Genomic DNA, 15,207 nt, shown 5'->3' on the forward strand with positions numbered 1-15,207 from the left:
ACTATATGAGCACAGCTCAGTTCGAGAGAACGGCTGTTTAATATAAAACGCCTCTCCACTTTTACGAAGAAAGTACACTCGCGCAGGTCGCCAACCCCGAAACACATCCAAGACGGTATTGTCCCAACGACGAGTTGCTCACATTCCTGGAATCGCTCTGATTATGCCGAACTGCTGCATGGCCGAATTCGGGCAAACCAGTCAATGAACTCGGCTATGCGGCATAATCTGGCTTACGGCATAAAGGTCACGCAACCCTATAAAAACATAACTTCGGAAACCTGTATAGTTTCCGGAGTTTGTTATGAGTTATAGAATTTTATCGTTCTTTGATTTTCATATCAAAGGCACGAACCCAGTCGTCACCACGGGCAGACCAATCGATACGATTGGATACGCCATAGGATGTAGGCATCAGATATAAGAAAAGGGATGCTGCTTCATCGCACATAAGCTTAGTAGCGTCGGCATAAAGAGCATTACGCTTTTCTTTGTCAGTGGTGATACGTGCTTCATCAAGTATTTTACCAAACTCGGTATTGTTCCAATAGTCATAAACATTGCCAGGTGCAAACATGGTTAGCATGCCATCGGCATCAATAGTTGGCCATGCCAAACCCTGGACCGCCAATTGTGCCAGATCACGGGCACGTAATTGCTTGTCCATGAACGCACCAAATTCAATCTCGGTGATTTTGACATTCAAGCCGACATCTTGAAGTTGTGATGCAATGACTTGCGTGACCTCATCGCCTTGCAGATAAGTGCCGGTCGGAACTTCAAGCTCGATCTGTTGTGAAAGATTAATGCCGGATTCTTTTAAGAGCTCACGAGCTTTATCCGGATCATAAGGATAAGGCTTCAAATCAGGATTATAGCCGACATAAGGAGCCGACAATAATTGACAATTTGCAATGGTGGCCTTGCCGTCAAAAATTGCGTCGACAATACCTTGTTTATCAACGGCATAATTTAAGGCTTGTCTGAAAGCACGATTTTCCATCGGTGCTTTGGCATGGTTGATTTTAGCCAGCATCATACGGATGGAGTCGATTGCATTGGCGGATGCTTTGCCTGAGCCGTTGATGCGTTCCAGCTCGGTGGTTGGAATTCCGGTCACCAGATCGACTTCACCGGCCATCAAAGCTGCAACACGGCTGCTGATTTCGGGAATTGTGCGAAATATAACGCGGTTGATTTCTGGTGCATCACCCCAGTAGTTTTCGTTCACCTCCAAAGTGATATGATCGCCGGGTACATTTTCAATGATTTTGTAGCGGCCACCTGGCATGGTTTCTTTGGCCGGATTATGTTGTGCCGCCCATTCTGGCGGCAACAATAAAAACATTGATAGTTGATCGGCAAATGCAGGATATGGCTGGGATGTTTTTACATCGACCGTCAAATCATCAATCACTTGCACTTCGGAGATCAATGAAAACCAGCCTGCGATACGTGCGCCGACTTTTTTGTCTAGAACACGATCAAGGTTCCACTTAACAGCTTTGGCATCTTGTTTCTCGCCATTGGAAAAATGCGCATCCGGTGTCAGTTTGAAACGCCAAGTATGATCATCAGTCATCTCCCATGATTGTGCAAGAGACGGCTGTAATTTCAAATCAGGCCCGCGCAAGACAAGGGCCGCATAAATATGGCTCAAAACACTTAAATCTGTTCCGACAGATGCAGTCATATGCGGGTCTAAAGTGTTGATGGCATTGCTGACTGCAATTGTTACACTATCATTGTTTTGGGCAGCAGCGAGAGGTGTAGCAAGCAGAAAACTGGTTGCACCGGCCAATAAAATACGACGAGTATATTGAAGCATGTTCTCTATCTTTCACAGAATGCAGGTTGATCAATAATGTTTGGAATGCAGGCATTATTTTTTAAATTGTGCCTTTGCTTTACATCAGCACGAAATGCTCAGGTGTGACCTCTTGCAGTTTTTGTCCGGCTTTGGGGCCATGCAGATTTAGATCAAAGGCGATATGCCTTCTTGCTCTTTCAATTCTGGGGTCAGGAACAGGTATTGCTGTTAAAAGAGCCTGCGTGTAAGGATGGCGCGGATCTTCAAATAATGTGGCGACCGGTGCCATCTCGACAATTTTTCCGCGCAGCATCACTGCAACACGGTGGCAGAGATAACGTACCATCGATAAATCATGCGCAACGAAGAGATAGGCGAGGCCAAGCTCTTCCTGCAAATCTTGAAAGAGGTTGATAATTTGCGCCTGAATGGAAACATCCAAGGCCGTGATCGGCTCATCGGCAACGATGAAGCTCGGGCGTAAAGCTACAGCTCTGGCGATATTGACCCGCTGACGCTGGCCACCGGAAAACTCATGCGGATAGCGCGACATAAAAGAAGGGTCGAGACCAACCAGACGAAAAAGGTCTGCTGTTTTTTCCTGACGTTCTGCGGCGGATGACGGCTCGTGAATAAGCAACGGTTCGGCAACAAAATCGCCAACCGTCATGCGTGGATTGAGTGCGGAATAGGGATCTTGAAACACAATCTGCATTTCGCGGCGCAAGGGTTTCATCGCCGCGGCTTTCAAACCGGCGATATTGTGCCCTTTATAAAAGACATCACCGGCAGTCGGGCTTTCCAGTTGCAGTAAAACGCGGCCGGTGGTGCTTTTCCCTGAGCCGGACTCGCCCACTAAACCTAATGTTTCTCCAGGCGCTATATCAAAACTTATATCGTCTATAGCGTTGATGGAGAAGCTGTTGCCGCCGCCGAAAAAACCTTTCTTGCCGCCGTATTGTTTGACGAGATTGCGAACTGAAACCAGTGGGTTTTGCTGGATACTCATCGTTCAAGCTCCTTCACGGGCAGCAAGTATTGCTGGCAAGTCATACCATGCCGCAACCAGATGCCCTTCATCGCTGCCTTGAACTTGGCGCAAAGGGGGAACCTCTTCAAAACATCTGGGGGTGGCAAGTTCATTGCGCGGCGCAAACGGGTCGCCCTTTGGGTTAAGCAAGAGATTGGGTGGCTGGCCGGGAATTTGATAGAGGCGGCGCATGGATAATGCCTGCCCATATGGCAGCGAGCGTAACAAACCCCATGTATAGGCGCTGTGAGGGTTATAGAATATCGGCTCGACGGGGCCACGTTCCATGATGCGTCCGCCATACATAACCTGAACTGTATCAGCCAGTCCTGCGACTACGCCCATATCATGCGTAATCCATATAACGGTCGTGCCAAAACGCTTTTTCAAATCTCTGACAAGATCAAGAACCTGCGCTTGTACGGTGACATCCAATGCGGTTGTTGCTTCATCAGCAATCAAGAGTTTTGGATTGCAGGCAATGCCGATGGCAATCATGACGCGCTGGCGCATGCCGCCGGAAAACTGAAATAAATAATGTCCGAGCCGTTCTTTGGCATATGGAATGCCCACCAATTCCAGCAGCTCTACAGCACGTTCACGGGCTTTGGTTTTGCTCAGTTTTTGATGGCGTATGAGTGGCTCTATTAGTTGGCGTTCAATGGTCAAAACAGGGTTAAGGGCTGTCATCGGATCTTGAAAGACAAAGCCGATCTGGCGACCACGGATATCACGCAGTTCTGCTTCGCTCATTTTCAGCAGATCGCGTCCTTCGAAGAGAACCTCACCTGAAACAATGCGCCCCGGCGGTTGGGGTATCAGGCCGAGCATTGCCAGAGCATGGACGCTTTTACCTGAACCGCTTTCACCAACAATGCCAAGGGTTTCGCCTTTGTGTAGCGTATAGGAAACATTATTGACCGCGTGAACCGTTCCGGCAGGCGTATCAAAAACCACACTGAGATTACGGATTTCCAACAAAGATTCGGCCATCAAAAATTCCTTTGACGCGGATCAAAATAGTCACGCAGCCAGTCGCCGACCAGATTGACGCTGAGAACTGTCAGGACAATGGCAAGGCCGGGGAAGGTTACAACCCACCATGCTGTTGTCATGTAGGTGCGGCCGTCTGCCAGCATGCGTCCCCAGCTTGGTGATGGCGGCGGCAGTCCGAGGCCGAGGAAGCTGAGAGCAGCATCCATGATAATGATGCGCGCCAGTTCGAGAGTGGCGACAACCAGTGCAGGCGTTAAAATATTGGGCAAAATATGCCGGAACATAATGCGCATGGTGGACGCGCCGATAGCGTGGGTGGAAATAATAAATTCCCGCTCACGCACAGCCAGAACCTGCCCACGCACAATACGCGCATATCTGATCCAACTTGTCAGCGCGAGTACAATGACAAGATTGGTCATGGAGGGGCCAAAGGCGGCAACAATCAGCAAAGCCATTAACATTAAAGGGATGGCAAGCTGGATATCAACAAGACGCATTAATAAGGAGTCGACAAAACCGCGATAATAACCGGCGATAATGCCAAGGCTGACCCCGATAATGCCTCCCAAAATGACCGCCATGCCAGCAATGGCCAGTGTTGCTCGTGAGCCATAAACAATGCGGCTTAAAATATCGCGCCCTAATTGATCTGTGCCCAACGGGTAAGAACCGGGACTGAATACACCATCCCATGTCGGGGCTTTAAGGCGGGCATTCAATGCGCCTTTGAGCGGGTCTTGCAAGCCAAGCCATGGCGCCGTGAGTGCAATCAGCACAAATAAAGACAGGATGACCCAGCCGAACAATCCGGCGCGCGAGCGAAGCAAGCTTGAGAAAAATTGTTTCACTGTGCCCCTCCTAACGCCGCTCGCGAATGCGCGGATCAAGAAAACCATATGCCAGATCAATCAGCAGATTAATGGCGACGAAGATAAAAGCGATCAGCATGACGCCTGCTTGAATAACCGGAAAATCCTTGGTTTCGATGGCTTGGATGATAAGGCGCCCGATGCCCGGCCAGGCAAAAACCGTTTCAGTCACCACAGAGCCACCAAGGAGCTCGCCCATAATAATGCCGATCATTGTCACAACAGGAATAAGTGCATTACGTGCGACATGCCAAATCAGGATAGTGCGCGGCATGAGCCCTTTGGCGCGCGCGGTGCGCACATAATCTTCACGCAAAACATCCAGCAGGCTGGAACGTAAAAGGCGGGCGATAGAAGCGCAGACAAAAATAGCAAGTGTCATAGCGGGCAAAACTGTGTGGGCAAGTGTACCGCGGCCACCGGTTGGCAGAATACCTAATTCGACGGCGAAAAGCAGAACGAACATAATGCCCAGCCAGAAAACTGGTGTTGCCTGTCCTAAAAGCGCAAAAACCATCACTATCAATTCAGCAAGTTTGCCACGGTTAAGTGCTGCGATAGTTCCGGCAATGACGCCAAACAAAGTACCGAACAAGATGGCGGCAAAGGCCAACTCCAACGTGGCCGGCATTCGCTCCATAACAACTTCAAGAGCGGGGCGTTGAAACTGGAAAGACACACCAAAGTCCCCGTGCAATATTTGTAGCAAATAATGCAGATATTGATCTAGCACTGGTTGATTTAACCCAAGCTGTACACGCAATGCATCAAGCTCTTGCGCTGAGGCGCCAGTAGGCAACAAAAGAGCTGCCGGATCACCCAGAATGCGCGTGACAAAAAAGACAATTGTCAGCACGCCCCAGACAGCAACCAGAGCCTCCAGCAGTTTCGACAGGAAGTAATGAACCATGCCGCACTCCGTAGATTAACTGTCAGTACGCTTTAAGAAATCACGTACTGCGGTCACAACAAAAGCATTCGCTTCAATATGAACGGCGTGATTGGCACCTTGCACTTCCAGAAGCTCGGCATTGGGAACCTTCTCGGCAATGAGACGGGAATGGTTAGGCGTGCAGATCCAGTCTTGTGCCCCTACAATGACAAGGGTGGGTACTTTAATGTCGGGCAATTTATCGCGCAGATCGTAGCTACGCTCTTTAAATAGAGCATTGTGTGTTTCTGCATGCAGATGCATTTTATGCGTGCTTGCCAGCGCTGCATCCGGATCAAACTTTTCATAGTAAAGCGGTTGTAGTGCCAGCCAGATCAGCCGCAGCTCCAAATCGTCGATGACTGTATCTGAAAATAATTTACGCAGCATGGCTTCAGACGCACTCGGCGCTTTGTGAAGACGGGCGCGAAATGTTTCAAAAGCATCATCTTCATTATGATGGCTTGGCGAAGTTCCGCGTAAAATCAGCCTGGAGAGGCCATGCGGATATTTGACCGCATAGGTTAAGGCGATCATGCCGCCAAAAGAGCCACCTTGAAGAATGATTTTTCGACCACCGCAGAGCTCTTGGCGGAATGCTTCAACATCGTCGGCCATTTGCTCGAAAGTAAAAGGTTGCGTCAGGCTTGTTTCACCGCAGCCGCGCTGGTCATAGGCAATGAAACGGTATTCGTCGGCTAGGGCTTTCCAGGCGTTAAACTCGCCATGGCGGTCGCCGATACCGCGTCCGCCGTGCAGCGCAATTATTGGCTCGCCATCACGCGCACCAATATCATCATACGCGAATGTGGCTCCATTCAGCTCAATGGTAGGCATTATCACTCCTCACACGCAGCACAAAATGGCTGCTGCTAGACGTTCCCGTATTTCTGTTATAGCCAGAATTATTTTTGTATAAAGAAATATGACACTAATTTGGCGCCAATTTCAAACAGTATTTGCTAGGGAGGATGGTTTTTTTAAAAAATAACCTAAAAAGAGTATTTTTATTTTTCGGCTTCGAGAGGATAAGTCACGTGAGACGCCATGATATTTTTAAGTAATTGCGCGTCTCTAATCCGTAAGGCTTCAACCATTTCAAAGTGTTCGCGCGCAGAGCGCTCAAGGCGGGCTGAGGTGTTGTTGGTGCGCTGAACAGTGATAGGGATACGAAATCTTAACTCCCAAATAATTTCGGTCATAATTTTGTTCGGGCAGGATAAAAGCAACTCACGATGAAATGCATGATTTGCTTCGTCTTGCTCCAGCACAGTTCCGGATTTAATTGTGTCTGCAAATAACTTCGCTAAATAGGAGAGTTTAGCTATTGAATCAGCATTGATATTTTTAACAAGATCATTGCAAATAGACATTTCGACATAGGCGCGCGCCTGCATGATTTCGCGCACATTATCTTCGTTTACATCAGGAACATAATAGCCACGATTAAGAACGCGGCGAACAATCTTGCGTGTTTGCAATTGTTCCAGAGCATGACGCAGTGCCAGTCTGGTACAACCATAGCGCTCTTCAAGATCAATTTGCTTCAGCCACATGCCGGGTGCTAAGGCGCCGCGGTAAATATCACGTTCGATTGTTTCGGCAAGGCCGTCTGACAGAGTTGTCGAATCTTGTTTCATAAAATCGTTCCGCTGTTTTTTCTTAACCTAACATAAAATTGCACACTTGACAGTCAACATTTTTGGCGCCAATTTAGTAAATAATAATGAAATTCAACCATAATTAAACTTTGCCTGCCTGTCCCGATGCGGATCATGTGAGGATATTCCATTGTCAAAAGAACAAGTTCAGCCACTTTCTAAAAATTTACGCGTCGGTGTGGATTCAGGGGGAACTTTCACCGATGTCTGCATTTTTGATCAGAGTTCTGGTGAAATACTGGTTTGGAAAGTGCCAAGCACGCCGCATGATCCTTCAGAAGGTATTGCGACAAGCATAGAGCAGGCTTTGCGCGAAGCAAAAAATACCGGAAACAGCAACTGTAAAGTGAGTTATTTCGGACATGGCACGACAGTTGGCACCAATGCCTTGCTGACCGGGCGTGGCGCCGAAACAGGTTTGATTACGACAGAAGGATTTCGTGACGTTTTGGAGATCGGACGGCAAAAAAGACCCGATCTTTATGACTTGCAAACAACCAAACCGCCGGTTCTAGTCACTCGCGATAAACGCCTTGAGGTTAATGAACGTATTCTTTTTGATGGCTCGGTCGAGACACCACTTGATGAGGACGATGTGCGTAAAGCCATCAGGCGGTTGAAAGAAGAAAAAATCGGTGCGGTTGCAATCTGCACCCTGTTTTCATTTCTTGATCCCCGTCATGAAGCCCGTATTCGTGAGATCGTAGAGGAAGAATACCCGGAAGTTTTCATTTCGGTTTCTCATGAAATCGCGCCGGAATTTCGTGAATATGAGCGTTTTTCCACGACTGTTGTTAATGCTTATCTGGGGCCTATTATGAGTGCTTATCTGAATAAGCTTGCGCCACGTCTTGAGGCCATTGGTGTTGATGCAAAGCCGCATCTGACACAAAGCAATGGTGGTGTTATTTCTTGTGATACGGCTAAAATGCAGCCCGTTCGTACGGTTTTATCAGGCCCTGCTGCCGGTGTTATGGCGGCTGTGCAGATTGGCGAGCTGACGGGTAATAATAATCTCATTACATTTGATATGGGCGGCACTTCAAGCGATGTTTCCTTGATCGATCATGGCCGCCCTCAAATGGCGAATGACACTGTAGTTCATGGTTATCCGCTGAAAGTTCCGATGCTCGACATTCACACTGTTGGTGCAGGCGGCGGATCAATTGCCTATGTGGATAATGGTCTTTTGAAGGTAGGTCCGCGTTCAGCCGGTGCAGCGCCGGGGCCTGTTTGTTATGGGCTTGGCAATGAGGAGCCAACTGTCACCGATGCCAATGTCGTGCTTGGGATCTTGAACCAAACACATCTTCTCAACGGACGCATGACGATTGATGCAGCGGCCTCTTTTGCGGCGATGGAGCGTTTAGCTGAAAAGTTAAATATCGGCGTGATGGAAGCTGCTCAAGGCATCATCCGTGTCGTGATTGCCAATATGGCTAAGGCTATCCGTGTGATTTCGGTTGAGCGCGGCTATGATCCACGTGATTATGTGATGCTGGCTTTCGGTGGTGCGGGCCCAATTCACGCGGCGCGTCTTGCAGAAGAGCTTGATATACCGCGCATTATGATCCCCAAACATCCGGGCATTATGTGTGCTGTCGGTTTGTTGCAATCCGATCTCCGTACCAATTTGGCAACTACCCGTATGGTGCGTTTGCATGATGGTTGCCTTGAAACATTGAATAATGGCTTTGACCAGCTGTCAGAGCGTGCTGATGAATGGTTTGTCAATGAAGACATTCCGCAAGAAAACCGGATTGTGAACCGTGCGGTTGATATGCGCTATGGCGGGCAGGGCTATGAGCTGACCATTGATTGGCCTAAAGATGCCGCACCAAGCGATGTGCTTGATGCATTACGTCAAAATTTTGAAGACGCACATCGTCAGCTTTATGGTTATGTGGCTGATGAAGAACCGATTCAGATAACAACATTGCGTATTGAAGCCATCGGATCCGTGCCGAAAGTTGCATTTAAAAAACATGCTGCCGCCAGCAGAGATGTGGCAGATGCAATTATTGGGACACGCTCACTGTGGTTGCCTGAAAAAGCTAGTTTCGCTGATGTAGCACTTTATGACCGCGATTTTTTACAGCCAGGTCATATCGTTCAAGGGCCTGCAATTATTGAACAGATGGATTCCACCACATTGGTGCTGGCAAAGCAAATTGCACGCGTTGACGATTATCTCAACTTGATGATTGAGGCACAGTAATGAACAAAGTGATGAAACCATTGATGACAGATGTCGCTGTTGATCCTGTGACCACTGAGGTGGTTGGTAGTGCGCTGATGACCATTGTTGAAGAAATGGGCAAAGCGATTGTACGTGCTGCTTACTCGACAAATATCAAAGAGCGGCAGGATTGCTCGACAGTTATTTTTGATACTGAAGGGAATACATTGGCACAGGCTGAACGTATTCCGGTTCATTTGGGTTCCTTGTTGGGCATTGCCGACTGGGTCTTGAAAAATACCGATCTAGCAACCGTTCGATCCGGTGATGTTTTCATTGGCAATGATGCGCATACAGGCGGCGGAACACATTTGAATGACATCGTGTTTCTGGAACCTGTTTTTTATGAAGAAAACCTTGTCGCATGGGTGAGCAATCTGGCTCATCACTCCGATTTTGTTGATCGTGGCCATGCGCATATTTATCAGGAGGGATTGCGTATCCCGCCCGTACGCTTGTATCGCCAAGGAGTTTTGCAGCAGGACATTATGGATTTGGTTCTGCTCAACTGTCAGGTGCCGCAGGAACGTATTAATGATTTTCGTGCGCAAATGGCGGCCAACCGGCTGGGCGTGCAGCGTTATCAGGCACTTTGCGACAAATATAGCGAACCTGTTGTCAGGGCAGCAGGCGCTCAGATTTTAAATTATGCCGAGCGTAAAACCCGCGCAGGTATTAGCACTATCCCTGACGGTATTTATACGCATGAGTGCGATTTCGACACGCCTTCTTATGACAAGATTTTACATCTGAAGGTAAAGGTGATTGTCGATAAGGATGAAATCACCATTGATTTGCGTGATAATCCGGAACAGGTTCGTGCCGGTATCAATATGGTTTATACTGCCACTTTAGCGACCGTTTACTTTGCGGTAAAAGCTTTGGTTGATCCAGATATTCCGGCCAATACCGGCCTTCACAGACCTATCCATGTGATTGCAGATGAGGGCTCTGTTTTTAATGCAGTTTCACCTGCTGCAGTTTATACTCGTACCGATATCGGCCAGCGTTTGGTTGATATGATTTTCACGGCGCTTTCTGCAGCCGTTCCCGAGCGTATCTGTGCTGCATGCACCGGCGGGGGCTTGATGACTTTCTCTGGTGTTCATCCAAGAACCGGACGGTTTTATGTCTATAATGAAATGTGCGGTGGCAGTATGGGCGGCCGTGCTTCGCAAGATGGCTTGGATGGTGTTCAAGTTCATACAACCAATACCGCCAATATTCCGGTGGAAGCGTTGGAGTTTGAACACCCAGTGATGGTGGAGCGTTATGAGCTGGTTCAGGATTCCGGCGGTGCCGGTAAATGGCGTGGCGGTATGACCATGCGCCGCAAAATCAGAGTTCTTGATCACACAGCTACGGTCAATGCAGGTGGCACTAATTCTATTGTCGCACCATGGGGTCTTTTTGGTGCGCAAGATGGCCGGACAACGCAGGTCGAATTAGGCAAAAATGTCGCTCCACTTAAAAATCGGAACGGCTTGGTGCCAGCCGGAGAAACTTTGGCAATGGTTGCCTCTTCGGGTGGTGGCTACGGTAATCCTCTTGACAGAGATCGTGAATTGATCAAGCGAGACCTCAAAGAGGAGCGCATCTCGCAAAAAGCTGCCCGAGAAATATATGGTCTCGATGTATAAAATATCGGCGTATATATCGGGCGCAAACCTATTCTTATAGTGGAGTAATTTATCATGAAGGTTGCGATTTTAGGGGCTGGCGGTGTGGCATTGGCAACTGTTGCATTGCTGCACCAGTCAGGTCATCAGCCGCTGATTTGGTCACCTTCAGGCATAAACACGGCAAGCATAACCGCGATTGAGGTGAAAGCCTCTGGCCTTATTTCAGGGTGCTTTACCGCAGCAGTGGCTCATAGTGTCGAAGAGGCATTGGAATATGCAAAGATTGTCATTGTGGCTTTGCCCGCAAATGCTCATAAATATGTTTTTGATGAAATTGCGCCCCATATTAGCGATGAGCATACACTGATTATCAGCGCGCAGCTTTCTTTAGGTGCTCTTTATCTCTCATCTAAATTCGTTGAACACAAGGTTAAACCGACGACTATTGCATTCGCGACTACCGTTGTGATGGGGCGTCGTGAAGGTGCATTCGACGTTACTATTGGTGGTGTGCGCAATTTGCTTGAAATGGCAGTTTTGCCAGAAGAAAACACTGAATGTGCGCTATCTTTATGTCAAAATCTTTTTGGTGACCGGTTTCGCTTAGCCGATAATTTGATTGCAATTGCTTTGAGTAATCTCAATCCACCTATTCACATGGCAAGTGCTCTGTGTAATTTTACACGGATAGAGAAAGCTGAATATTGGGCGAATTATGATGCAATCACACCTTCGGTCGCGCGATTGATTGAGGCACTTGATCAAGAGAGATTAGCTGTCGCGCGTGCTTATGCTGTGCATGTGCGCACGGCTGAGGAACATTACCAGCTAAGCTTTGGCTTTGATAAAGGCATGTCGATTGCCGAAATGGCGGCAGTAGTTCACAAGCAAAGAAATGGGCCTCCGGGACCAACCTGCGTGAGCACACGGTTCGTCACGGAAGATATACCATTCGGAATTTTGCAGGTGATTGCACTTGCGGAGCTTAAAGCTGTAGACGTCCCGCTGCATAAAGCGGGAGTTGCTATGTTCAGCGCACTTTACGGCCGTGATTTTACTACTGAAAATAGCCTGCTCGCACCCGCTCTGAATTTTTTCAGAAATGAGGTTTGCTAAGTGTCTATGGATTTTCGCTGGAGTGACCGTCAGATCTGTTTGAAGACGTATCAAGGGCATTGTAACGGCTTTATTGCAAAAATTCCAGTTGGTTGGAGAGGTCCTGTTTTCTCCGCGGTCACACGCGCTAACCTTCGAGATTCTGCGCGAGCAGCGCCACCGCCTCTGTGAGTGCGCTCGGTCCAATGCCGAAAGCTCGTTCGACAATCCGGGCTTCTCCACGAATATCGCCGGTGAGATTAAAAAAGGCAGCTTGTCCTTTACGCAAAGCGCGCATGACCTCGAAACCTTTGATCGTCGCATAGGCCGTTTTCAACGTCTTGAACCCACGCACGGGTTTGATCAGTTGCTTCAGCTTACTGAGATCAGCCTCAATAATATTGTTGAGATATTGACTTGCCGATGTACAAGGCTAGCGCGACATTTACCTTGGACCTACAATTGGGAGATGGCAATCCCATAAGTTGAAGCCTTGGCAGTGTTGATCACAGTTGGCTTTTCCCAGTCCTTAAGACCATTCAAGACCTTGCCGAGAAAACGCTTGGCTGCTTTGGCATTGTGGGTTGGAGACAAATAAAAATCGATCATGTTACCGAATTTATCGACTGCCCTATACAAATAAGTCCATTGTCCGCGGACCTTCACATAAGTTTCATCCACACGCCAGCTCGTAGATTGTGGCCGGCGCCAGTGCCAACGCAGCCGCTTTTCGATCTCCAGTGCGTATTTTTGAACCCAGCGATCAATAGTGGAATGATCAACTGCCACGCCTCGTTCGCCCATCATCTGCTCAAGATCACGGTAACTGACACCGTAGCGACAATACCACCGCACTGCCCAGAGAATGACCTCTCCTTCAAAATGACGCCACTTGAAATCAGACATTTCCTGCTCCTGTCACTCAGAACAGGCTATTATCTGTCAAGCAATGTGGTTTTTGCAACAGAGTCCTTCAGAACCTAGCCCAGAAATTTTAAGAACGACTCGCTCCATACCCTTCTCACCGGTGAGCATAACTTGCGCACGGCTTAAAGGGAGCAGTTTGTCAGAAAAAAGCTGGCGTAAATTGCCACTGACACCAAAACCTAAGAAAGAAATATGCTGAGCATTCTGGATGCGTATTGCTACACTAACCCAAACCGGATTGTCTGCTTCTTGAACAACAGCTTCTACATGCGAAAGGGCACTTTTAAAGGCATCTTTAATCACAAACGGTGGAGGAATATGACAGGCGCGGTCTATATTTTCCACTTGCCTCAGCAAAGATTGATAACATTGAACGGCATGGGCACAGCATTTTGTGAATGCCTTGCAGACCAAGCTTTTTGATAAAACGGGAATGGTCGCGGCTGAGGTGTGAGTGGCTGTGACTAGAGCGTGGCGCACTTACTCGTACGCACTGTGCTCGCTCTAACCTTTTGTTTTATACATGTTCTTTATCCCAAAACCGGCATCCACTTTTGGGAGACATGCTCTAGCTCTTCAATACCCATTGTGGCAACGAGAAAGGGCTGATCAGCACACAATCAGCAATTTTCTACTGATGAGTTGTCACACGTGATCTATTTGCGTCAATATGCGCCGATAGTTTCACCTATCTTCCCCCCTTAATTTTCCCGAAAAAATCTTATCAAGAATAATTCAAAGTGAAAATTATTTCATAGGAAATTGCAAAATATATTATTTCTATAAATTTGCGCTCTGAGATTAACCTAAATTATTGAAGTGCTGCTGCGTTTAAATTGCAGTTTTCACATTCAAACTTAATCATCTATTTATAATAGAGATCACTTTTTAATATCGAAAAGGCTGCCCATGAGCTTGCATCTTTATCATAGTATATATGGATTACAGGAACTTAATGCTGAGGGCAGCATTAGGTCACGATAATGGTTGATGACAACCAATTCTGCAGAACAAACAATCTATCCATGAACCATATCAACCAAGATTAAGGCTACCTTATAGCCACAGTGAGACCGTGACACGCTTCAAATGGGGTTAGTTAGCAAAAACAAAGGTGGTAATTGGTGGAATCGAGAAGATTCTTAAATTATAACTGGCTTAGCGCCTTTGAAATTGAACATGCCGTTTGCGCAACAGCCGGCGCGAGCTCGGAATGGGCATCTTCAAAATTCCAACGACTTGTCGGCACTGACATATTAATAACAGCAATCGCGTCCGTACTATCATTCAACATGATCGGAGCGGCCATTGATATTTCGCCTTCATGCATTTGTTGATTGGCAATAGCAAAACCCTCCATCCGAATTTGACCTATCCAATCGCTCAATTGCGCTTTATCCATCACTGTATGATCAGTCCAGCGCACCAGATCGACTGCTTCAATAAACTCTTTCATTTGGCTTTCTGGTGAAAAAGCTAATAATACCAAACCCGGTGCCGTGCTGATTAAAGGATAACGAGTGCCGATGCCGACATTAATAGTCAATACCTGCTTACCAGGAGAACGTCCAATCACTACCAACTGATCATCAATGCGCTCTGACAAATTTACTGTCTCGCCAAATCTCTCGCTCAGTTGCCGCACGAAAGGCATCGCAGTGCTGGATAAATCTGATCCAGAGAGATAATCCCAGCACAACGTCAAAATTTTGGGGGAAAGTCTATATGTTTTGGTTCGCTCGTTCTTTGCAAGATATCCGATTTTATGAAGAGTCGCCACTGCACGCTGGGCTGCACTTTTTCCAATCTTGGATTGAACTGTAATTTCTGTAAGTGTTAAACCTTCACGTTGATTGCGAAAACACTCAAGCACCAAAAAACCTTTAGCGAGTGAAGCAACAAACAGGTCATTTTCTTTCTTATCGTTTTCAATCAAACCATAGGTTGCTGGTGTCATTTCTTCAATGGTCTGCCGCACGATAAATCTATATCCTACTCTATGTTTTTCTTAGCTTTAACAGGTT

At 47.5% G+C, this 15,207-nt stretch carries 12 protein-coding genes and 1 pseudogene; 3 read left to right on the plus strand and 10 right to left on the minus strand.

The features are described from left to right. Nucleotides 1-319: 319 nt before the first annotated feature. From JNC77_RS16180 to JNC77_RS16210, 7 genes are all read right to left on the minus strand, one after another. The gene (locus JNC77_RS16180; protein WP_374834364.1) at nt 320-1,828 is read right to left on the minus strand and encodes an ABC transporter substrate-binding protein; all 1,509 of its coding nucleotides are present in this window, start codon (nt 1,826-1,828) and stop codon (nt 320-322) included. A 79-nt stretch (nt 1,829-1,907) separates the two neighbouring features. Further along, nucleotides 1,908-2,819 carry an ABC transporter ATP-binding protein gene (locus JNC77_RS16185; RefSeq protein WP_374834366.1) on the minus strand — a complete coding sequence of 304 codons (912 nt, stop codon included), beginning with the start codon at nt 2,817-2,819 and terminating at the stop codon, nt 1,908-1,910. Nucleotides 2,820-2,822: 3 nt separating this feature from the next. Further along, complete coding sequence (locus JNC77_RS16190) at nt 2,823-3,833, minus strand: ABC transporter ATP-binding protein (protein ID WP_374834368.1); 1,011 nt, start codon at nt 3,831-3,833, stop codon at nt 2,823-2,825. Next, nucleotides 3,833-4,687: an ABC transporter permease gene (locus JNC77_RS16195; RefSeq protein WP_374834369.1), complete on the minus strand. Its 855-nt coding sequence runs from the start codon at nt 4,685-4,687 to the stop codon at nt 3,833-3,835. The genes JNC77_RS16190 and JNC77_RS16195 overlap by 1 nt, the downstream gene beginning before the upstream one ends. A 10-nt stretch (nt 4,688-4,697) precedes the next feature. Beyond that, nucleotides 4,698-5,618 carry an ABC transporter permease gene (locus tag JNC77_RS16200; RefSeq protein WP_374834370.1) on the minus strand — a complete coding sequence of 307 codons (921 nt, stop codon included), beginning with the start codon at nt 5,616-5,618 and terminating at the stop codon, nt 4,698-4,700. Nucleotides 5,619-5,633: 15 nt separating this feature from the next. After that, complete coding sequence (locus tag JNC77_RS16205; protein ID WP_374834372.1) at nt 5,634-6,476, minus strand: alpha/beta fold hydrolase; 843 nt, start codon at nt 6,474-6,476, stop codon at nt 5,634-5,636. 170 nt (nt 6,477-6,646) lie between these two features. Beyond that, the gene (locus JNC77_RS16210) at nt 6,647-7,279 is read right to left on the minus strand and encodes a GntR family transcriptional regulator (protein WP_374834374.1); all 633 of its coding nucleotides are present in this window, start codon (nt 7,277-7,279) and stop codon (nt 6,647-6,649) included. Nucleotides 7,280-7,430: 151 nt separating this feature from the next. Between JNC77_RS16210 and JNC77_RS16215 the strand changes: the two genes are divergently transcribed. The 3 genes from JNC77_RS16215 to JNC77_RS16225 are packed head-to-tail and all read left to right on the plus strand — an operon-like array spanning nt 7,431 to nt 12,277. Beyond that, on the plus strand, nt 7,431-9,518 hold the full coding sequence (locus JNC77_RS16215) for a hydantoinase/oxoprolinase family protein (protein ID WP_374834376.1): 2,088 nt from the start codon (nt 7,431-7,433) through the stop codon (nt 9,516-9,518). Then, nucleotides 9,518-11,179: a hydantoinase B/oxoprolinase family protein gene (locus tag JNC77_RS16220; RefSeq protein ID WP_374834378.1), complete on the plus strand. Its 1,662-nt coding sequence runs from the start codon at nt 9,518-9,520 to the stop codon at nt 11,177-11,179. The genes JNC77_RS16215 and JNC77_RS16220 overlap by 1 nt, the downstream gene beginning before the upstream one ends. 54 nt (nt 11,180-11,233) lie before the next feature. Then, nucleotides 11,234-12,277: an NAD/NADP octopine/nopaline dehydrogenase family protein gene (locus JNC77_RS16225; protein ID WP_374834380.1), complete on the plus strand. Its 1,044-nt coding sequence runs from the start codon at nt 11,234-11,236 to the stop codon at nt 12,275-12,277. 127 nt (nt 12,278-12,404) lie between these two features. Here the strand turns inward: JNC77_RS16225 and JNC77_RS16230 are convergent. The 3 genes and pseudogenes from JNC77_RS16230 to JNC77_RS16240 form a co-directional block, all read right to left on the minus strand. Next, nucleotides 12,405-13,162, minus strand: a pseudogene (locus JNC77_RS16230) (IS6 family transposase). Between the two features lie 36 nt (nt 13,163-13,198). Beyond that, nucleotides 13,199-13,528 (minus strand): hypothetical protein, encoded by a 330-nt coding sequence (locus JNC77_RS16235; protein ID WP_374834382.1) that lies wholly within the window; start codon nt 13,526-13,528, stop codon nt 13,199-13,201. Between the two features lie 802 nt (nt 13,529-14,330). Next, nucleotides 14,331-15,161 carry an IclR family transcriptional regulator gene (locus JNC77_RS16240; RefSeq protein WP_374834384.1) on the minus strand — a complete coding sequence of 277 codons (831 nt, stop codon included), beginning with the start codon at nt 15,159-15,161 and terminating at the stop codon, nt 14,331-14,333. Between the last annotated feature and the right edge of the window lie 46 nt (nt 15,162-15,207).

This window comes from Paenochrobactrum pullorum (genome assembly GCF_041929845.1).
GTDB lineage: Bacteria > Pseudomonadota > Alphaproteobacteria > Rhizobiales > Rhizobiaceae > Paenochrobactrum > Paenochrobactrum pullorum.

Bases quoted from the DNA above. Each gene is read 5' to 3' on its own strand.
- JNC77_RS16200 (WP_374834370.1), bottom strand. From the start codon at position 5,618: ATGGTTCATTACTTCCTGTCGAAACTGCTGGAGGCTCTGGTTGCTGTC.
- JNC77_RS16210 (WP_374834374.1), bottom strand. From the start codon at position 7,279: ATGAAACAAGATTCGACAACTCTGTCAGACGGCCTTGCCGAAACAATC.
- JNC77_RS16220 (WP_374834378.1), top strand. From the start codon at position 9,518: ATGAACAAAGTGATGAAACCATTGATGACAGATGTCGCTGTTGATCCT.
- JNC77_RS16180 (WP_374834364.1), bottom strand. From the start codon at position 1,828: ATGCTTCAATATACTCGTCGTATTTTATTGGCCGGTGCAACCAGTTTT.
- JNC77_RS16190 (WP_374834368.1), bottom strand. From the start codon at position 3,833: ATGGCCGAATCTTTGTTGGAAATCCGTAATCTCAGTGTGGTTTTTGAT.
- JNC77_RS16205 (WP_374834372.1), bottom strand. From the start codon at position 6,476: ATGCCTACCATTGAGCTGAATGGAGCCACATTCGCGTATGATGATATT.
- JNC77_RS16185 (WP_374834366.1), bottom strand. From the start codon at position 2,819: ATGAGTATCCAGCAAAACCCACTGGTTTCAGTTCGCAATCTCGTCAAA.
- JNC77_RS16225 (WP_374834380.1), top strand. From the start codon at position 11,234: ATGAAGGTTGCGATTTTAGGGGCTGGCGGTGTGGCATTGGCAACTGTT.